Origin of the sequence: Pseudomonas bharatica CSV86 (genome assembly GCF_000319305.2) — a bacterium.
Lineage (GTDB): Bacteria > Pseudomonadota > Gammaproteobacteria > Pseudomonadales > Pseudomonadaceae > Aquipseudomonas > Aquipseudomonas bharatica.
In genome coordinates this window covers 1,750,001-1,767,559 of record NZ_AMWJ02000002.1, presented here as the reverse complement: position 1 = coordinate 1,767,559, position 17,559 = coordinate 1,750,001, and the positions used below count along the sequence as shown (strand labels likewise).

The window sequence follows — 17,559 nt, the reverse complement described above, 5'->3', positions numbered from 1 at the left end:
GCGGACCTTCGAATCATCTTGTAATAATCAGCCGTGACGTTAACCTGCAAGGGATTTTCCGTCTTGCGACATAAGGCCAAGCGATGCCGACTAACGGACAAAACGGCGCTCCCCGTCGGATTCCCGACCTGAGCGAGTTGCCCCGACCGCTGTACGCGCGGGCCGAGAGCCTCGGTGCGGGGTCGTGGACGACACGGCATCGGCATGACTGGGTGCAGTTTTCCTACGCCATCAGTGGCGTGCTCGGGGTGTACACCGCCGAGGGCAGTTACTTCGCCCCGCCGCAGTGGGGCGTGTGGATACCGGCCGGGGTCGAGCACGAGGTGATCACCTCGACTCGCGCGGAGATGCGCAGCCTGTATGTGCGCCGCAGCGATTCGGCCTGGGCGCCGGGGCATTGCCGGGTGCTGGAGGTGACGCCGCTGGCCCGGGAGTTGATCAAGCAGTTCTGCCAATACCCGGTGGACTATGCGCAAGGCGACAGTGACGAAGCCCATCTGGTCCAGGTTTTGCTCGATCAGTTGCGCACCTTGCCCGAGGTCGGCTTTTCCCTGCCGTTGCCGCAGCATCCGGGGTTGCTGGAGGTATGCAACCAATTGCTGGAAAACCCCGAGCAGGGTTACAACCTGGAGCATTGGGCGCAGCGCCTGGGGCGTTCGGAAAAGACCCTGATGCGCCTGTTCCAGCGCGAGACGGGCCTGAGCTTCCGCGCCTGGCGCCAGCGCATGCGCCTGCTGTCGTCGCTGGAGTCCCTGGAGCAAGGCCAGAGTGTCACGCAGGCGGCATTGGGATGCGGTTACGATTCAACCTCGGCGTATATTGCCGCCTTCAAGGGGCTGTTCGGCGCGACCCCGGGGAACTGTTCCGGGAATGAGCTGACGTAAATTGAAACCATGTGGCCTTCGCTTCGGCACCGATACCGGCAGGGCGCTTGATATATCGTGTGCGCCTCGCCTAAAGAGGCACCCCAATTCAGTGGCAGACAGGAGCAAGAACAAAAGCCGATGAAGACTCCCAAACGGATAGAACCGCTGATCGAAGACGGGATGGTCGATGAAGTGCTGCGCCCGCTGATGAGCGGCAAGGAAGCAGCGGTCTACGTGGTGCGCTGCGGGCGTCAGTTGCGCTGCGCCAAGGTGTACAAGGAAGCCGACAAGCGAAGCTTCCGCCAGGCCGCCGAGTACCAGGAAGGACGCAAGGTGCGCAACAGCCGCCAGGCCAGGGCCATGGCCAAGGGCTCGAAGTACGGGCGCAAGGAAGCCGAGGAAGCCTGGCAGAACGCCGAAGTGGCGGCCCTGTTCCGCCTAGCCAGTGCCGGGGTGAGGGTCCCGAAACCCTACGATTTCCTCGACGGCGTGCTGTTGATGGAACTGGTCACCGACGAAGATGGCCAGGCCGCACCGCGACTCAACGATGTGCACCTGGAAGCCGACCAGGCCCGCGAATATCATGCCTTCATCATTCGCCAGATCGTGCTGATGCTCTGCGCCGGGTTGGTGCATGGCGACCTTTCCGAATTCAACGTGCTGCTCGGGCCGGACGGGCCGGTGATCATCGACCTGCCCCAGGCCGTGGATGCGGCGGCCAACAACCACGCCTTCAGCATGCTGGAGCGGGACGTGGCGAACATGGCCCACTACTTCGGGCGGTTCGCCCCGGAACTCAAGCAGACCCGCTACGCCAGGGAAATGTGGGCGCTGTACCAGGAAGGCAAGTTGCAGCCGGACAGCGTCCTGACCGGCAGCTGGAAGGACGATGACCACGTTGCCGACGTGGGTGGCGTGATGCGCGAGATCGAAGCGGCGAAGTTCGAGGACGCCCGCCGCCGCGCCGGCCGCGAGGACGCCGAGCGCGGCCCGGTCAAGGGTGAAGAGCCGCCGCCACCTTGGGCGCAGTAACCCTTTAAAGCATGAACGCGGCCCCCTGTGGGCTGGCTTGCCAGCGACCACGGCGGTGGGCTCACTATCGCAATCGCTGGCAAGCCAGCTCCCACAGGGATCCCGCGTGGGCCGAGGGCGAGGCAAGGGAAAGCGTGATGGTGTTCATCGCCGATCAGTTGCCGGAAGAGAAGGTCCGGGCCACAGCAGACCCTGTGGGAGCTGGCTTGCCAGCGATTTGGCCCGATCTGACCACATCATTGCCCGGGCCGGCCTCATCGCTGGCAAGCCCAGACAGTATCCGCGGCGCACTGGAGTGCAGTATTCAGTGACAGCAACCGGCTGCCAGATCCTTGAGGATCGGGCAGTCGGGGCGGTCGTCGCCGTGGCAGTGGGCGACCAGTTCGCTCAGGGTGTCACGCAGGCTCACCAGTTCCTCGATGCGCCGGTTCAGGTCGGCGATATGCTCGCTAGCCAGGGCCTTTACATCGGCGCTGGCGCGTTGGCGGTCTTGCCACAGGGTCAGCAGCTTAGCCACTTCCTCCAACGAGAACCCCAGGTCCCGCGAGCGCTTGATGAAGGTCAGGCTGTGCAGGTCGTCCTGGCTGTAGAGGCGATAGCCACTGTCGCTGCGTGCGGCGGGCTTGAGCAGGCCGATCGATTCGTAGTAGCGGATCATCTTTGCGCTCAGGCCGGTGCGCCTGGCTGCCTGACCGATGTTCATGCCTTGTGTTCCTCCGCTGGTGTTTCAGGTTTCCAGGTTTTCAGCAGCAGGGCGTTGCTCACCACGCTGACGCTGGACAGGGCCATGGCCGCGCCGGCCAGCACCGGGTTGAGCAGGCCGAAGGCGGCCAGGGGGATGCCGATCAGGTTGTAGATAAAGGCCCAGAACAGGTTCTGGCGGATCTTTGCGTAGGTTTTGCGGCTGATGTCCAGCGCCGCCGGGACCAGGCGCGGATCGCCGCGCATAAGGGTGATGCCGGCCGCCTGCATGGCCACGTCGGTACCGCCGCCCATGGCGATACCAATATCGGCGGCGGCCAGGGCCGGGGCGTCGTTGATACCGTCGCCGACCATGGCCACCACACCGGACGCTTTCAATGAAGCCACGTGCGCGGCCTTGTCCGCTGGCAGCACCTCGGCGTGCACGTCGTCGATGCCCAGGGCCCTGGCGACCACGCTGGCGCTGCCACGGTTGTCGCCGGTCAGCAGGTGGCTGGTGATGTTGGTTTGCGCCAGTTGCCTGACCGCTTGCTCCGCGCCCGGCTTGAGGCTGTCGCCAAAGGCGAACAGGCCCAGTACGCGGGGCTGCGGGGCGGTCTCGATCAGCCAGGAGAGGGTGCGGCCTTCGGCTTCCCAGGCCTTGGCGTCGTCCGCCAGCGCGCCGGGTTGCAGGCCGCTTTCGTCGAGCAGGCGGCGGTTGCCCAGGGCCAGGGCTCGTTCGTCGAGCGTGCCGGCGATACCGCGACCGGTGAGGGACTGGCTATCATGGATATCAGGGACGTTCAGGTTTCGTTCGGCGCAGGCGTCCAGCACGGCTTTCGCCAGCGGGTGTTCGCTGCCACGTTGCAGGGCCCCGGCCAGTTGCAGCAGGCCGGCGTCGTCACCGTCCACCGCGTGCTGGTGGACGATGCGCGGGCTGCCAGAGGTCAGGGTGCCGGTCTTGTCGAATACCACGCGGTTAACCGCATGGGCCCGTTCCAGGGCTTCGGCGTCCTTGATCAGGATGCCGTGGCGCGCGGCGACCCCGGTGCCGGCCATGATCGCAGTCGGCGTAGCCAGGCCCAAGGCGCAGGGGCAGGCGATGACCAGCACGGCGACGGCATTGATCAGCGCCACCTCCAGCGGGGCACCGGCCAGCCACCAGCCGACCAGGGTGACCAGGGCCAGGACCAGCACCGCCGGGACGAACACCTGGCTGACCCGGTCCACCAGCTTCTGGATCGGCGCCTTGGCCGCCTGGGCGTCCTCCACCAGGCGGATGATCCGGGCGAGCACGGTTTCCGTGCCCAGTGCCAGGGTGCGCACCAGCAACCGGCCCTCACCGTTGATCGCACCGCCGGTGACACGGTCGCCGGGCCGTTTCGGCACTGGCAGACTTTCGCCGCTGATCAGGGCTTCGTCGGCATGGCTCTGGCCTTCGACCACTTCCCCGTCCACCGGGAAACGCTCGCCGGGCTTGACCAGCACCAGGTCGTCCAGGCGCAGGACGCTGATCGGTACATCGCGTTCGACGCCGTCCACTACCTGCACGGCCCGTTCGGGGCGCAGCGCTTCGAGGGCGCGGATGGCGCTGGCGGTCTGGCGCTTGGCACGGCTTTCCAGGTACTTGCCCAGCAGGACCAGGGCGATCACCACTGCGGACGCTTCGAAATACAGGTGCGGCATCATCCCGGCATGGCCCGGGACCATTCGTACAGGCTCAGGCCATAGCCGGCGCTGGTGCCCAGTGCGACCAGCAGGTCCATGTTGCCGGCCCCGGCGCGTACGGCTTTCCAGGCCGCGACGTAAAAGCGCGCGCCGAGGATGAACTGCACCGGCGTGGCCAGGGCGAACTGCGCCCAGGCAGGGAGCATCCAGCTGATACCGAAGGGCTGCAGGAGCATCGGCAACACCAGCGGCAGCGCCAGCAGAACGGCCAGGGCCACCGCCCAACGCTCGTTGCGCAGGCGTCGTTCGCTGTCGTCACGGCTAGCTGTTTCGCTTTGCGCCAGGCTGGCGCTGTAGCCGGCGCGCTCGACGGCGGCGATCAGCGTGGTGCCTTCCAGACCTGGGGCGGTTTCGATATGGGCGCGTTCGTTGGCGAGGTTGACGCTCACCGACTGCACACCGGGGACCTTCTTCAGCGCGCGTTCGACCCGACCGGCGCAACTGGCGCAGGTCATGCCGCCGATCGGCAGGTCGAAGGTGATTGACTCGGGCATGGGGCTCTCCTCCGTGGACTGGCCTCCAGCATCAACCTTGCCATGCTGGCAAGGTCAATAGCCCAGGGCGGCCTGTTTCAGGTAAAGGCCGGTTTCGCTCATTGCGATGCGGTACTTGATGACTTGCCCGGCCTTGAGGGTGAAGCGCTGGGCCTTCTGATTCTCGATGCCGTTGTTGCAACCCGGGGCCTGGCCCGGCAACAGGCGCAGGCGCACATCCACATCGCCCGGAGGCAGGTTGAAGGAGGTGGACTCTTCCTGGAAAAGGCGCCCGGTGAGCTGGTCGTTGAGGTAGATCCCGATCTCGCAGGACGTGGCGACCTCCAGGCGCTCGCGGGAAATGATCATCACGCTGTAATCGGTGGGAGCTGCGGCGCTGGCCAGGGGAACCTGGCTGGACCATCCGAGCAGAGCGAGAAGGCCGAGTGCTGCCTTGCCCATGGCTGAAACTCCTGCTGATAAATCGACAAGCACGCAGCTTGGCCGACCCGGGCAAGGATTTCCAGCCCGGCAGCATCACGGCAAACTTGACCTTGCCCCGGTGGCAAGCTTGAGACTGCAGACAAATCCAACCAGGAGTCACGACGATGCAAGTATTCAACGTGGAAGGAATGACCTGTGGTCACTGCGTCAAGGCCGTGACCAACGCGGTGCAGCGCGAGGACGCGGCAGCGGAGGTCAAGGTGGATCTGGCACAGAAGCAGGTCTCGGTGAAGAGTGAATTGCCAGCGGAGCAGATTCTTGAACTGATCCGCGACGAGGGGTATGAGGCCCGGGTGATCTGATCCGGGAGCGATCACATACCCTGTGGGAGCGGGTTCACCCGCGATGACGTCGGTGGATTCACTACTGCAATCGCGGCGGTTCGGCGCTCCGGTGAACCCGCTCCCACAACGTGCGCGATCAGCCTTTCGAATTTTCACCTCTTTCCCTTGGAGCCCCGGTAGACTAGCCAACTTGCTTAGCTAGCTACGGATTCCCATGAACCTGCATACCATCCTGATCCTCGGCGCCCTCAGTGCGTTCGGGCCGTTGGCGATCGACTTCTATCTGCCTGGCTTCCCGGCCATGGCGCTGGCCTTCGGCACCGACGAAAAACATATCCAGAGCACCCTGGCCGCGTATTTCCTCGGCCTGTCCATCGGCCAGCTCGCCTACGGGCCAATCGCCGACCGCTTCGGCCGGCGCATTCCGCTGCTCGGCGGGGTAGTGCTGTTCACCGCCGCGTCCCTGGCTTGCGCCTACGCTCCCACCCTCGATGCCCTGGTCATTGCCCGCTTCGTCCAGGCGCTTGGCGGCTGCGCCGGAATGGTCCTGTCCCGTGCCATCGTCAGCGACAAATGCGATGCGGTGGGCTCGGCCAAGGTCTTCTCGCAATTGATGCTGGTGATGGGCCTGGCACCGATCCTCGCGCCGATGCTGGGCGGGCTGCTGGTCAACCTGTATGGCTGGCAGTCGATCTTCATCGCCCTGACCCTGTTCAGCGCCCTCTGTACCCTGGCCGTGGCCCTTGGTCTGCCGGAAAGCCTGCCGGCCAACCAGCCGCGTCCGCCGCTGTCCGGTGCACTGGGCCAATACTGGCGCCTGCTGAAGGATCCGCGCTTCCTCGGCCATGCCATTACCGGCGGCATCTCCATGGCCGGGATGTTCGCCTATATCGCCGGTTCGCCGTTCGTCTTCATCAAGCTCTACGGGGTGCCGGCCGAACATTATGGCTGGCTGTTCGGCGCCAATGCGGCTGGCTTCATCCTGGTAGCGCAGATCAACGCGCGCCTGCTTGCCAAGCGTGGCCCGGCCTTGCTGCTGGCGCGGATGGTGTGGTTGTACCTGGCGGCAGGGTTGGTGCTGCTGGGCATCAGTGCGCTGCATACCGAAGCCTTGTGGCCGCTGCTGATTCCGCTGTTCGTGTGCATTGCCAGCCTCGGCGGCATCATCCCCAATGCTTCGGCCTGCGCCATGAACGGGCAGGGCGCGAGGGCCGGGAGTGCCTCGGCGTTGCTGGGATGCCTGCAGTTCAGCGTCGCTGCGGGCGCAGCGGCCCTGGTGGGGTTTTGCACGACGGCAGCGCGATGCCCATGGCCATCGTCATTACCCTGTGCGGGGTGGCCGCGGTCACGGCAGCAACCCTGACCCGTCGCCTCCCGCTCAGCCGGCCTGCCTGAACAAGGGGTGCGGTGCGCGGATCCGCGCCTGCAAGGTATCGATGAAGGCCCGGGCCTCGGCCTCGCTGCGAAAACCCACGACATGCTGGTCAAGCCGGACCTGCCAGGGGCGGTCCGGTTTCTTGCCTGTTGCCTCGAGCACTACTTTCATCGCGGCACACCTCCGGTTGGCAAAGGTCGCTGGATTGTAGGCGCGAGTTTCCCGGCTGCGGCATGACCTGGAGCAAATCGCGGACTAGCGGTCATGCCATGCGTCGGGTAGTCAGAAGCCTTCGAGCACGATCTTGCCCTTGGCCGCCCCGCTTTCCAGCAGCTGGTGGGCACGGCGCAGGTTCTCTGCGTTGATGGTGCCGAAGTGCTCGCCCAGGGTGGTTTTCAGAGTGCCCGCATCGATCAGCTCGGCAACCCGCTCCAGCAGCTTGTGCTGCTCCAGCATGTCCGGGGTTTCGAACAGCGAACGGGTGTACATGAACTCCCAATGCAGCGACAGGCTCTTGCGCTTGAGCTTGGCCACGTCGAGCTGTTGCGGATCGTCGATCAGGGCCAGCTTGCCTTGCGGAGCGAGTGCCTCGACCAGTTGATCGAGGTGCTGGTCGGTCTGGGTCAGGCTGGCGACATGGGTGACTTGCTGCACCCCTGCGCTGCGCAGGGCCTCGGCCAGCGGCTGGCGGTGGTCCACCACCAGGTCGGCGCCCAGCTCGCGGGCCCACTCCTGGGTTTCCGGACGCGACGCGGTTCCTATCACGCGCAGACCGCTGAGCTGGCTGGCCAGTTGGGTCAGGATCGAGCCGACGCCGCCGGCGGCGCCGACGATCAGCAGGCTCTGGCCCAGGTCTTCCTTGCCTTCAGCGATCTGCAGGCGTTCGAACAGCAGTTCCCAGGCGGTGATGGCGGTCAGCGGCAGTGCCGCGGCCTCGGCGAAGCCCAGGGTTTTCGGCATATGGCCGACGATGCGCTCGTCCACCACATGCAACTCGCTGTTGCCGCCGGCGCGGGCGATGGAACCGGCGTAATACACCTTGTCGCCCGGCTGGAACAGGCTGACTTCGCTGCCCACGGCCTTGACCACGCCGGCTACGTCCCAGCCCAGCACCTTGGCCGTGCCGTTTTCCGGCTGGACGTTGCGGCGGACCTTGGTGTCCACCGGGTTGACCGAGATCGCCCGGACCTCCACCAGCAGGTCGCGTGGGCCCGGTTGCGGAGCGGGCAGTTCGATATCTTGCAGGGCGGCGGCGTCTTCGATCGGCAGCGACTGGTAGTAAGCAATGGCTTTCATCGGTGATTCCTAATTGAGAAGTGGATGAGCGCCATCATTGATCCTTTTGTTTCTGGTTAAAAGCCGCTAAAACCGCAGAAACTTTCAAAACAATTTTGAAAATCATGGCGGTGCACATGTTGCGTTTCGATGATCTGCAGCTCTTCGTCCGTGCAGCGGAGCACGGCAGCCTGTCGGCGGCGGCACGCCTGCTGGACCTTTCGCCAGCGGTGGCCAGTGCGGCGCTCAAGCGCCTGGAGGCGCAGCTCGGCGCGCGTCTGCTGGCACGCTCGACCCGCAGCCTGCGCCTGACCGCCGAGGGCGAGGGCTTTCTTGCCCATGCCCGCGCGGCCTTGACCAGCCTCGATGAGGGGCGGCGCCTGCTGGCCCGGGAGCGTGACGAAATCAGTGGCGTGTTGCAGCTGTCGGCGCCGTCCGACTTCGGTCGCAATGTGCTGCTGCCCTGGCTCGACGAACTGCAGCGCGAGCACCCGCTGCTCAATGTGCGTCTACTGCTGGGCGACCGAAATGCCGATCTGTTCCGCCAGCCCGTGGATATCGCCCTGCGCTATGGTGCGCCCGAGGATTCCAGCCTGGTAGCGGTACCGCTGTGTCCGGACAACCGTCGGGTGGTCTGTGCGTCGCCGGACTACCTGGCTCGGCATGGCGAGCCGCGTAGCGTGGCCCAGCTGACAGAGCACAATTGCCTGCTGTACCGCCTGGGCAGTGGTGTGCATGACCACTGGCGCTTTTACCTGGATGGGCGGGAAGAGGATGTGCTGGTCAGTGGCGATCGCTTCTGCGACGACGCCGATGTCATCAGGCGCTGGGCTGTGGCAGGAGCGGGGATCGCCTATAAATCCTGGCTCGATGTCGCCGCCGACGTGCGTGCCGGGCGCTTGCGGGTGCTGCTCGGCCATTACCGGGGCGAGGCTGCACCACTAAACCTGTTGTGTACCCACCGCGCTCAACTGGGCAAGCCGGTACAACTCCTGGGTGACTTGCTCAAGGCGCGTTGTCGTACAGTTCTCGACGAACTTTAAACGCGGCGTGTTTGATTATTGGCAAGGTCTTACATCCACTGCGCATTTGCTTGAAAGGCATTATTACTTTCAATGTAGGCGTATTACCTGAGCGAACTTGAAGACGGATATTTAGAGTGTCGATGCATCCGGTCATTCATGGGCATCTGCCGGGATTTCGCCGGGCCCGGGCAGCCACGAAAATCAGTGTTCAAACTTTGTAAGGCCAGGCAAACCTTGGGCGATCGCTCGCAAAACGGCGACGATTATCGCGGGGAGCATGCTTATACTGGGCCGGGCAATTGCCGCCATCAAGATAAAGTTTCCCAGGCTGAAACAGCGCCGGATGCGCTGTTCGACCCGACGCATACCTGGAATTGCCGGCCAACTTTGGCCCGGCCTGGATATGAGGAAACTTTATTCATCAATGAAACTACGCAGGGAGTGGAGACATGCAACCGATAGCCAGTATCAGCCAGGTCGCCAGTTTGATGGCCGACCCGAAACGCAGTGCCATGCTCTGGGCGCTGATCGATGGAATGGCACGCCCGTCGGAGGAGTTGGCCATGCTGGCCGGGCTGACGCCTTCTTCGGCCTGCGCCCACCTGGCCCGGCTGTCGGCCTGCGGGCTGCTCAAGCGCGAGGCCCGCGGGCGCAAGCGCTACTTCCGCCTGGCGGCCCCGGAAATCGGCACGGCCGTGGAGGCCCTTGCCAGTGTGACCATCCGCGAGCACGAGACGCCGCTGACCAGGCAGCCTGCCATAAGCGTGCCGCTGGCCATGCGCAAGGCGCGCCTGTGTCGCGATCACCTGGGCGGAGAAGTGGCGGCCGACCTGCTCCAGCGCCTGCTGGACGCGCAATGGCTGCAGCAGACCGAGCAGCAACTGGATATCACCCTGACCGGACGCGAGGAGTTCGCCAGCCATGGCATTTTCATCGATGCCCTGGCGCAGCGCGATGGCCGCCTGTGCAGCTTGTGCAGTTGCTGCAGCGAAGTCGACGAGCGCCGTCCGCACCTGGGGGGCGCCTTGGGCAGCAGTGTGCTCAAGCTGTTCGTGCAATCCGGGTGGGTGCGAATCACCGACGAAACCCGGGCCGCCCAGGTGACCGCGGCGGGCTTGCGCGGCATCCAGCAGATCGCCCGGATGCCGCTCCCCCTACGGATGGGGTGAAGGTGCCTCAGGCCCTGACCAGACGGGCGTCCAGGCTGTTCTGTGCCAAACGGCGGGCCTGGTCTTCGGTCATGCCCAGGTGGGTGTGCAGGGCGTGGAAGTTCTCGGTGACATAACCGCCGAAATAGGCCGGGTCGTCCGAGTTCACCGTGACCTTCACGCCGCGCTCGAGCATGTCGAGGATGTTGTGCTGGCTCATGTGGTCGAACACGCACAGCTTGGTGTTGGACAGCGGGCACACCGTCAGCGGGATCTGCTCGTCGATGATGCGCTGCATCAGGCGTTCGTCCTCGATGGCACGCACGCCGTGGTCGATGCGCTGGATCTTCAGCAGGTCGAGGGCTTCCCAGATGTACTCGGGCGGGCCTTCCTCGCCAGCGTGGGCGACGGTCAGGAAGCCTTCGCTGCGGGCGCGGTCGAAGACACGCTGGAACTTGCTCGGCGGGTGTCCCATTTCCGAGCTGTCGAGGCCGACTGCGACGAAGGCGTCACGGAAGGGCAGGGCCTGGTCGAGGGTCTTGTGCGCTTCTTCTTCGCTGAGGTGGCGCAGGAAGCTGAGGATCAGGCCGCTTTCGATACCCAACTGTTCACGGCCATCCTTCAGGGCGCGGGTAATGCCGTCGAGTACCACTTCGAAGGGAATGCCACGGTCGGTGTGGGTCTGTGGATCGAAGAAGGGTTCAGTGTGCACGACGTTCTGCGCCTTGCAGCGTTGCAGGTAGGCCCAGGTCAGGTCGTAGAAATCCTGCTCGGTGCGCAGGACGTCCGCACCCTGGTAATACAGGTCGAGGAACTCCTGCAGGTTATTGAAGGCATAGGCCGCGCGCAGGGTTTCGACATCATTCCAGGGCAGGGCGATCCTGTTGCGTTCAGCCAGGGCGAACAGCAGCTCGGGCTCCAGCGAACCTTCCAGATGAAGGTGCAGTTCTGCCTTGGGCAGCGCGTTAAGCCAGTCGTACATGGGAAAGTCTCATCAGGTGCAATCGGCGCATTCTACAGAGGTTGTCAGACCGGTGCGGTGAAACCTGACCGACAAGTTGACTATGCAGGCGCCATGCAGCCCCGGCACCGGTCGTTCAAGCAGGGAACATCACCAGGTCAGGGCTTCGCCCCGGTAGTTGACGTAATGCACGCCGGGCTTGCCACTATGCGCCTTGACCTGCTCGAGCATGCCGCGGGTGCTGGTGGCAATGTCGATATCCGCGCCGTCGCCGCCCATGTCGGTCTTGACCCAGCCCGGGTGCATCGCCAGGACGCTCAGGCGGGTATCGCCGAGGCGGACCACGAAACTGTTGATCATGGAATTGAGGGCTGCCTTGCTGGCCTTGTACAGCGCCAGTTCCGGAGCATCGGGAATGGCGATGCTGCCCAGCACCGAACTCATGAAGGCAATGACACCGCCGTCCTGGCGCAACTGTCCGGCGAAGCGCTGGGCGACACGGATCGGCGCCACGCTGTTGGTCATGAACAGCTCGCCGATTTCGGCCAGTTGTACGGCCTCGGCATTCTGGTTGTCCGGGCCCTTCACTCCGGCATTGATGAACAACAGGTCGAAGGTCTGGCCTGCAAGCTGTTGCGCCAGGGCATCCAGTTGCTCGGAGCTGTTCATTTCCAGGGTACGCACCTGGACGTTCGCTAGCGTCTTTAGCGCAGTGGCGTTGGCGATATCGCGCACGGTGGCGATCACCTGCCAGCCGTCTTCGCTCAGGCGTTCCACCAGGCCGAGGCCAAGGCCGCGGGAGGCACCGATGATCAGGGCGGTTTTCACAGTCATGCGAGGGCTCCTTTCAATGTGAGGGGGCAGCGTTCTTCCAGGCGCTGCCTGAGCGCCTGGCGCAGTTCGACGAGGGCATCGATACGCGCCTCGACCAGTTCCAGCTTGTTGTGGATAAAGCGCGTTATCAGCGCTTCGGGGTCCGGCGCCTGCCACAGCTCGGCGACGTTGTGGCTGATTTCGCCGAGGCTGAAACCGAGTTTTTGCGCGGTCTTGATCAGCAGCACCAACTGCACGGTTTCCACCGGGTAATCACGATAGCCGTTGGCGCTGCGGTTGGAGCGGATGAGGCCGCGTTCTTCATAGAACCGCAGGGTGTCGCGGCTAACGCTGCAGGTTTGCGCCAGTTCTCCGATACGCACGATCAATTCCTGTGGAGAGGGGTTGACCTTGGAGCATACTCCAGGCTTTAGCCTGCCGCTCTCACTTTCCAACAAGGAGCGGTATATGTGGAGCCAGAGCGGTTATCGTGGTTTGGTCAGGGCCAGTGGCTGGTATGACTTGCTGGTTGCAGCAGCGTTCGTCACCCCCTGGAGCTTCATGTTGTTGCACGGGCTGCTGGGCGAGGTCAGTGCCTTCCTGGGGCTGGCTGGCGACCTGCCCGATTTCTCGCCCTTGCACATGCTGATGGGCAACCTGATGGGGTCGATCGTTTGCGTCTGGTCGGTCCTGCGTATCCGCGATCCACAACAGCAATTCGGCCGCTACGACGCGGTTGGGCGCTTGCTGTTCGCCACCTGGCAGGGGTACGCGTTGATGCACGGGGCCACGCAACTGCTTTGGGGCTTCCTGGTACTGGAAGTGATCTGGGGCATCCTGCAGCTGTTGCCAGTGAACAAGGCCGAACAAAAAATGATCAATTCTCTCGCATGACGGCCAGGCAAGCGCCTGGCGCAGGCGTGCACGGTTTATCCACAGCTTGCTCCACAGTATCTGTGGGCAAGCCGCTTGGCTGGGTATAAGTGCAGATTCATGCTCTTCGAAACGCGATAAGCCAGGTTAAGCGGCTGATTGTTCAACGAATAAGCGCCTGTCATCAAATGTTGATCAAAATATGATCGTTGCGCTGCAAGCCTTGTGGCAGAAGGCTTGCAGCGGCCTGCCCAGAGGTTATCCACAGGCGGGCCCACAGTAGGTGTGAGCAAGTGTTCAGCAGCGTTCGAGCAGGATGCGTCCCCGGCTGAGATCGGCCAGTTGGCGCTGCACGTTGTCGATGTGTTCGGCACCAAGGGCCAGCTGCACATCGACGCCATTCGCGGTGAAGGCTTCATCGAGGATCACGCCGTCGGCTTCGGCGATCCGTAGCTTGAGCAGAGCCAGTTCGCTGAACGAGCAACTGCATTTCAGTTCGGTTCGACTTATCAACAGGCGTTTCGGCGCCTGTTGCAGGCACTTGTTGGCCCCCCGCCGTAGGCTCGGGCGAGGCCGCCGGTGCCCAACTGGATGCCGCCGTACCAGCGGATCACCAGGACCACCACCTGATCGCAATCCTGCGCCTCGATTGCCGCCAGGATCGGCCGGCCGGCCGTGCCGCCGGGTTCGCCATCGTCGCTGCTGCGGTACTGGGCACCTATTTTCCAGGCCCAGCAGTTATGGGTTGCGGCCAGGTCGCTGTGTCGTTCGAGAAAGGCCTGGGCGTCGGCGGGCGTGTCGATGGGGGCCGCGAGGGTAATGAAACGGCTCTTGCGAATTTCTTCGCGGTATTCGCAGGTTTCCAGCAGCGTAGAAGGCATAAGCGGGTATTCAGTTCGGCGGGGTCAGGCCACAGCCTTTGAGAATGATGTGGATAAGATTGTCGCCGGCTTCTTCAATGTCCTGCTTGGTCAGGCGGCTACGGCCGGTGACCTGGCAGATCTGCGTAGCGAAGTCGGCGTAGTGCTGGGTGCTGCTCCACAACAGGAAGATCAGGTGCACGGGATCGACCTTGTCCATCTTGCCGGCGTCGATCCAGGCCTGCAATACCGCTGCCCGGCCTTTGAACCATTCACGGTAGTCCTGGCTGAAGTAGTCGGTCAGGCAGTTGCCGCCACTGATGATTTCCATGGCGAAGATCCGCGAAGCCTGCGGGTTGCGTCGGGAGAATTCCATTTTCGCGCGGATGTAGCGGGCGAGCGCCTCGGCTGGGTCGTCCTCGACACTGAGGGCGTTGAAGGTGCTGTCCCACAACTCGATGATGTTGCTCAGGACAGCGATATACAGCCCGAGTTTGTTGGTGAAGTAGTAATGCAGGTTGGCCTTGGGCAGCCCGGCCTTGAGGGCGATGGTGTTCATGCTGGTGCCCTTGAAGCCATGGCGGGCGAATTCATCTTCGGCGGCCTGGATGATGGCCTGCTCGTTCTTCTGGCGGATACGCCCGGCGGGCTTGGCGGCGAGGGTGCGGTGGGCGGGCACTTCAAGGGTCATGGGCAATTCCGGCAAGCAAGGAAATTAAGGCACATGCGTTGATACCCCAGGCACGGCGGGTGGGCAAGCGCGAAGACGCGAGAATATCGCAATTGGCTCCTAACGTGTCGCAGCCAGGCTCTCGAGGAAGCTTTCCAGGACCAGGTGGGGACGTCGCCCCTTGCGTGTGACCCAGGCCAGCGACAGGTCGTAGAAGCGCTCGCCAGGCTTGAGCGCGCGCAACCGTCCCTGCTGGACCCAGAAGGTGGCGTAGTGATCCGGCAAGTAGCCGATGTAGCGTCCAGTGAGGATGAGGAAGGCGATGCCCTCGCGGTCCGAGGCACTGGCCGTGCAGTTGAGCGCCTGGTGCAGGGCCTGGATGTCGGCCGGCAGGCGATAGGTCGGGGCGATCGCATCCTGGGCATTGAGGCGCTGGTCTTCCAGTTGCCGGTCGTCCACGTAGAACAGTGGATGGCCGACGGCGCAATAGAGCAGCGAGCGTTCGCTGTACAGCGGTTGGTACTCCAGGCCCGACAGCGGACTGGCCTGTGGGACCACGCCAACATGCAGGCTACCGTCGAGCACGCCCTGTTCCACCTGGCTGGGCGGAATCATGCGGATACGAATGCGCACATCGGGGCCGCGGTCCTTGAGCTGGGCCAGGGCGTGAGTGATGCGCATGTGAGGCATGGTCACCAGGTTGTCGGTCAGGCCGATGTTCAGCTCGCCACGCAGATGCTGGTGCAGGCCGTTGACCTCGGTGCGGAAGCTTTCCAGCGCGCTGAGCAACTGCAGGGCCGACTGGTAGACCTCGCGGCCTTCTTCGGTCAGGGAGAAACCGGCGCGCCCCCGCTGGCACAGGCGCAGGCCGAGGCGTTGTTCGAGGTCGCCCATCTGCTGGCTGATTGCCGAGCGGCCGATGCCCAGGACGTTTTCCGCTGCCGAGAAGCCGCCACACTCGACCACGCTGCGGAAAATCTTCAGCAGGCGGATATCGAAATCGCTGACCTGGGAAAGCGGTTCGGGACGACGGCTCATAGTTTAGTGACCGGTAATCCAAAGATTGGAAAAGTAGAGTTTTCCAGACTTTATAGGCGTGACAAGTTATCGGCAATACACCGAACGCTGTTCAACCTGCCTCGCGAGGTCCTGTCGATGAATCTGCCTGAAAACGCTCCTGTCGGTCTGGCCAGCCAGCTGAAGCTGGATGCGCACTGGATGCCCTACACCGCCAACCGCAACTTCCAGCGTGATCCGCGCCTGATCGTCGCCGCCGAAGGCAATCACCTGGTCGACGACAAGGGCCGCAAGGTTTTCGACGCTTTGTCCGGCCTGTGGACCTGCGGTGCAGGCCATACCCGCAAGGAAATCCAGGAAGCCGTCGCTCGCCAGTTGGGCGTGCTGGATTATTCGCCGGCGTTCCAGTTCGGTCATCCGCTGTCTTTCCAGCTGGCTGAGAAGATCACCGAACTGACCCCGGGTAATCTGAACCACGTCTTCTATACCAACTCCGGTTCCGAGTGCTGTGACACTGCGGTGAAGATGGTGCGTGCCTACTGGCGGCTGAAAGGCCAGGCCACCAAGACCAAGCTGATCGGTCGCGCTCGTGGCTACCATGGGGTGAACATCGCCGGTACCAGCCTGGGCGGCGTGAACGGCAACCGCAAACTGTTTGGCCAGTTGCTGGACGTGGACCACATCCCGCATACCGTATTGCCAGGCAATGCGTTCACCAGGGGCATGCCGGAAGAGGGCGGGATCGCCCTGGCCGATGAAATGCTCAAGCTGATCGAACTGCACGATGCTTCGAACATCGCAGCGTTGATCGTCGAGCCGCTGGCCGGTTCCGCCGGCGTACTGCCGCCGCCCAAGGGCTATCTGAAACGCCTGCGGGAAATCTGCGACCAGCACAATATCCTGCTGATCTTCGACGAGGTCATCACCGGTTTCGGCCGCATGGGCGCGATGTTCGGTGCCGACGCTTTCGGCGTGACGCCTGACCTGATGTGCATCGCCAAGCAGGTCACCAACGGTGCCATCCCGATGGGCGCGGTGATCGCCAGCAGCGAGATCTACCAGACCTTCATGAATCAGCCGACTCCGGAGTACGCGGTGGAATTCCCCACGGCTACACCTACTCGGCGCACCCGGTGGCTTGCGCGGCGGGCATCGCTGCACTCGATCTGTTGCAAAAGGAAAACCTGGTGCAGTCCGCCGCGGAACTGGCGCCGCATTTCGAGAGCGCGCTGCACGGCATCAAGGGCACCAGGAACGTCATCGATATCCGCAACTATGGACTTGCTGGCGCGATCCAGATTGCCGCGCGTGATGGTGATGCGATCGTCCGTCCATACGAAGCGGCGATGAAGCTGTGGCAAGCCGGTTTCTATGTCCGCTACGGCGGCGACACCCTGCAGTTCGGCCCGACCTTCAACACCAGGGCGCAGGAACTGGACCGCCTGTTCGACGCGGTGGGCGAAGCGCTGAATGCCATCGACTGATCTCTTTCTCTTTCCGGGGCGGGCCGTCTGGCTCGCCCGAACCTGATTATTGGAGTTATTGCATGAGCACCGTTGCACACCTGATCAATGGCGAACTGGTTTCCCCGAGCGAGCGCAGCGCCGATGTCTTCAACCCGTCTACCGGCCAGGCGATCCACAAGGTGGCACTGGCCAGTCGCGCTACCGTGCAGCAGGCCATCGATGCAGCCAAGGCCGCGTTCCCGGCCTGGCGCAACACCCCGCCGGCCAAGCGTGCGCAGGTGATGTTCCGTTTCAAGCAACTGCTGGAGCAGAACGAGGCGCGCATTTCCCAACTGATCAGCGAAGAACACGGCAAGACCCTGGAAGACGCTGCCGGTGAGCTCAAGCGTGGCATCGAGAACGTCGAGTTCGCCTGTGCCGCGCCTGAAGTGCTGAAAGGCGAGTACAGCCGCAACGTCGGTCCCAACATCGATGCCTGGTCCGATTTCCAGCCGCTGGGCGTGGTGGC

General features: G+C 63.5%; 16 protein-coding genes and 5 pseudogenes (1 of these 21 running past the window's edge). 10 read left to right on the top strand and 11 right to left on the bottom strand.

The window, feature by feature from the left end:
• Positions 1-83: 83 nt before the first annotated feature.
• From CSV86_RS21980 to CSV86_RS33060, 3 genes and pseudogenes are all read left to right on the top strand, one after another.
• Entirely contained in the window at positions 84-884 is an 801-nt protein-coding gene (locus tag CSV86_RS21980) for an AraC family transcriptional regulator (protein ID WP_170394995.1), read from the top strand.
• A gap of 120 nt (positions 885-1,004) precedes the next feature.
• Positions 1,005-1,898, top strand: a complete 894-nt coding sequence (locus tag CSV86_RS21975) for a PA4780 family RIO1-like protein kinase (RefSeq protein ID WP_009400814.1) — start codon at positions 1,005-1,007, stop codon at positions 1,896-1,898.
• A 98-nt stretch (positions 1,899-1,996) separates the two neighbouring features.
• Positions 1,997-2,101: pseudogene (locus CSV86_RS33060) on the top strand (GTP-binding protein); the annotation flags it as partial.
• Positions 2,102-2,202: 101 nt separating this feature from the next.
• On the opposite strand, the gene cueR reads toward CSV86_RS33060, so the two are convergent.
• The 3 genes and pseudogenes from cueR to CSV86_RS21960 all read right to left on the bottom strand — a co-directional run bounded on the left by cueR (position 2,203) and on the right by CSV86_RS21960 (position 5,242).
• Positions 2,203-2,601, bottom strand: a complete 399-nt coding sequence (gene cueR / locus CSV86_RS21970) for a Cu(I)-responsive transcriptional regulator (protein WP_009400815.1) — start codon at positions 2,599-2,601, stop codon at positions 2,203-2,205.
• Positions 2,598-4,801: pseudogene (locus CSV86_RS21965) on the bottom strand (heavy metal translocating P-type ATPase). Before CSV86_RS21965 ends, cueR begins: the two are co-directional and overlap by 4 nt.
• A 54-nt stretch (positions 4,802-4,855) precedes the next feature.
• A complete protein-coding gene (locus CSV86_RS21960) occupies positions 4,856-5,242 on the bottom strand; it encodes a hypothetical protein (RefSeq protein WP_009400817.1) in 387 nt (128 codons plus the stop codon).
• 146 nt (positions 5,243-5,388) lie between these two features.
• Here CSV86_RS21960 and CSV86_RS21955 point away from each other — a divergent pair, with 146 nt between their 5' ends.
• Both CSV86_RS21955 and CSV86_RS21950 read left to right on the top strand, forming a co-directional pair.
• Positions 5,389-5,586 (top strand): heavy-metal-associated domain-containing protein, encoded by a 198-nt coding sequence (locus CSV86_RS21955; protein WP_009400819.1) that lies wholly within the window; start codon positions 5,389-5,391, stop codon positions 5,584-5,586.
• A 196-nt stretch (positions 5,587-5,782) separates the two neighbouring features.
• Positions 5,783-6,963: pseudogene (locus CSV86_RS21950) on the top strand (multidrug effflux MFS transporter).
• Here CSV86_RS21950 and CSV86_RS21945 read toward each other — a convergent pair.
• On the bottom strand, positions 6,947-7,114 hold the full coding sequence (locus tag CSV86_RS21945; protein ID WP_009400822.1) for a hypothetical protein: 168 nt from the start codon (positions 7,112-7,114) through the stop codon (positions 6,947-6,949). The pseudogene CSV86_RS21950 and the gene CSV86_RS21945 overlap by 17 nt on opposite strands.
• Positions 7,115-7,225: 111 nt before the next feature.
• Positions 7,226-8,239 (bottom strand): zinc-binding alcohol dehydrogenase family protein, encoded by a 1,014-nt coding sequence (locus CSV86_RS21940; RefSeq protein ID WP_009400823.1) that lies wholly within the window; start codon positions 8,237-8,239, stop codon positions 7,226-7,228.
• 116 nt (positions 8,240-8,355) lie between these two features.
• Between CSV86_RS21940 and vimR the strand changes: the two genes are divergently transcribed.
• Complete coding sequence (gene vimR / locus CSV86_RS21935; protein ID WP_009400824.1) at positions 8,356-9,261, top strand: transcription regulator VimR; 906 nt, start codon at positions 8,356-8,358, stop codon at positions 9,259-9,261.
• 431 nt (positions 9,262-9,692) lie between these two features.
• A complete protein-coding gene (locus tag CSV86_RS21930) occupies positions 9,693-10,412 on the top strand; it encodes an ArsR/SmtB family transcription factor (protein WP_009400825.1) in 720 nt (239 codons plus the stop codon).
• A gap of 7 nt (positions 10,413-10,419) precedes the next feature.
• Here CSV86_RS21930 and CSV86_RS21925 read toward each other — a convergent pair whose 3' ends face one another.
• The 3 genes from CSV86_RS21925 to CSV86_RS21915 form a co-directional block, all read right to left on the bottom strand.
• Positions 10,420-11,373, bottom strand: coding sequence for an adenosine deaminase (locus CSV86_RS21925; RefSeq protein ID WP_009400826.1), 954 nt, complete (start codon positions 11,371-11,373; stop codon positions 10,420-10,422).
• Between the two features lie 129 nt (positions 11,374-11,502).
• Entirely contained in the window at positions 11,503-12,186 is a 684-nt protein-coding gene (locus tag CSV86_RS21920; RefSeq protein WP_009400827.1) for an SDR family oxidoreductase, read from the bottom strand.
• Positions 12,183-12,548 (bottom strand): MerR family transcriptional regulator, encoded by a 366-nt coding sequence (locus CSV86_RS21915; protein WP_009400828.1) that lies wholly within the window; start codon positions 12,546-12,548, stop codon positions 12,183-12,185. Before CSV86_RS21915 ends, CSV86_RS21920 begins: the two co-directional genes overlap by 4 nt.
• Before the next feature lie 85 nt (positions 12,549-12,633).
• Between CSV86_RS21915 and CSV86_RS21910 the strand changes: the two genes are divergently transcribed.
• Positions 12,634-13,059 carry a hypothetical protein gene (locus CSV86_RS21910; protein WP_009400829.1) on the top strand — a complete coding sequence of 142 codons (426 nt, stop codon included), beginning with the start codon at positions 12,634-12,636 and terminating at the stop codon, positions 13,057-13,059.
• Between the two features lie 276 nt (positions 13,060-13,335).
• Here CSV86_RS21910 and CSV86_RS21905 read toward each other — a convergent pair.
• The 3 genes and pseudogenes from CSV86_RS21905 to CSV86_RS21895 form a co-directional block, all read right to left on the bottom strand.
• Positions 13,336-13,919, bottom strand: a pseudogene (locus CSV86_RS21905) (IMPACT family protein).
• A 10-nt stretch (positions 13,920-13,929) separates the two neighbouring features.
• Complete coding sequence (locus CSV86_RS21900) at positions 13,930-14,589, bottom strand: TetR/AcrR family transcriptional regulator (RefSeq protein ID WP_009400831.1); 660 nt, start codon at positions 14,587-14,589, stop codon at positions 13,930-13,932.
• Between the two features lie 99 nt (positions 14,590-14,688).
• On the bottom strand, positions 14,689-15,606 hold the full coding sequence (locus tag CSV86_RS21895) for a LysR family transcriptional regulator (RefSeq protein ID WP_009400832.1): 918 nt from the start codon (positions 15,604-15,606) through the stop codon (positions 14,689-14,691).
• A gap of 117 nt (positions 15,607-15,723) precedes the next feature.
• Here CSV86_RS21895 and aptA point away from each other — a divergent pair.
• Together aptA and CSV86_RS21885 are read left to right on the top strand one after the other, a co-directional pair.
• Positions 15,724-17,069 (top strand): annotated as a pseudogene (aptA, locus tag CSV86_RS21890) (omega-aminotransferase AptA).
• A 62-nt stretch (positions 17,070-17,131) separates the two neighbouring features.
• On the top strand, positions 17,132-17,559 hold the start of the coding sequence (locus CSV86_RS21885; RefSeq protein ID WP_009400834.1) for a CoA-acylating methylmalonate-semialdehyde dehydrogenase. It continues 1,066 nt past the right edge of the window; only the first 428 of its 1,494 coding nucleotides appear in the window; its start codon is at positions 17,132-17,134; its stop codon lies beyond the right edge, outside the window.

What these genes read in the sequence shown, in the direction of transcription:
- CSV86_RS21980 (WP_170394995.1), top strand. Translation starts at nt 84, where the DNA reads ATGCCGACTAACGGACAAAACGGCGCTCCCCGTCGGATTCCCGACCTG.
- CSV86_RS21975 (WP_009400814.1), top strand. Translation starts at nt 1,005, where the DNA reads ATGAAGACTCCCAAACGGATAGAACCGCTGATCGAAGACGGGATGGTC.
- cueR (WP_009400815.1), bottom strand. Translation starts at nt 2,601, where the DNA reads ATGAACATCGGTCAGGCAGCCAGGCGCACCGGCCTGAGCGCAAAGATG.
- CSV86_RS21960 (WP_009400817.1), bottom strand. Translation starts at nt 5,242, where the DNA reads ATGGGCAAGGCAGCACTCGGCCTTCTCGCTCTGCTCGGATGGTCCAGC.
- CSV86_RS21955 (WP_009400819.1), top strand. Translation starts at nt 5,389, where the DNA reads ATGCAAGTATTCAACGTGGAAGGAATGACCTGTGGTCACTGCGTCAAG.
- CSV86_RS21945 (WP_009400822.1), bottom strand. Translation starts at nt 7,114, where the DNA reads ATGAAAGTAGTGCTCGAGGCAACAGGCAAGAAACCGGACCGCCCCTGG.
- CSV86_RS21940 (WP_009400823.1), bottom strand. Translation starts at nt 8,239, where the DNA reads ATGAAAGCCATTGCTTACTACCAGTCGCTGCCGATCGAAGACGCCGCC.
- vimR (WP_009400824.1), top strand. Translation starts at nt 8,356, where the DNA reads ATGTTGCGTTTCGATGATCTGCAGCTCTTCGTCCGTGCAGCGGAGCAC.
- CSV86_RS21930 (WP_009400825.1), top strand. Translation starts at nt 9,693, where the DNA reads ATGCAACCGATAGCCAGTATCAGCCAGGTCGCCAGTTTGATGGCCGAC.
- CSV86_RS21925 (WP_009400826.1), bottom strand. Translation starts at nt 11,373, where the DNA reads ATGTACGACTGGCTTAACGCGCTGCCCAAGGCAGAACTGCACCTTCAT.
- CSV86_RS21920 (WP_009400827.1), bottom strand. Translation starts at nt 12,186, where the DNA reads ATGACTGTGAAAACCGCCCTGATCATCGGTGCCTCCCGCGGCCTTGGC.
- CSV86_RS21910 (WP_009400829.1), top strand. Translation starts at nt 12,634, where the DNA reads ATGTGGAGCCAGAGCGGTTATCGTGGTTTGGTCAGGGCCAGTGGCTGG.
- CSV86_RS21900 (WP_009400831.1), bottom strand. Translation starts at nt 14,589, where the DNA reads ATGACCCTTGAAGTGCCCGCCCACCGCACCCTCGCCGCCAAGCCCGCC.
- CSV86_RS21895 (WP_009400832.1), bottom strand. Translation starts at nt 15,606, where the DNA reads ATGAGCCGTCGTCCCGAACCGCTTTCCCAGGTCAGCGATTTCGATATC.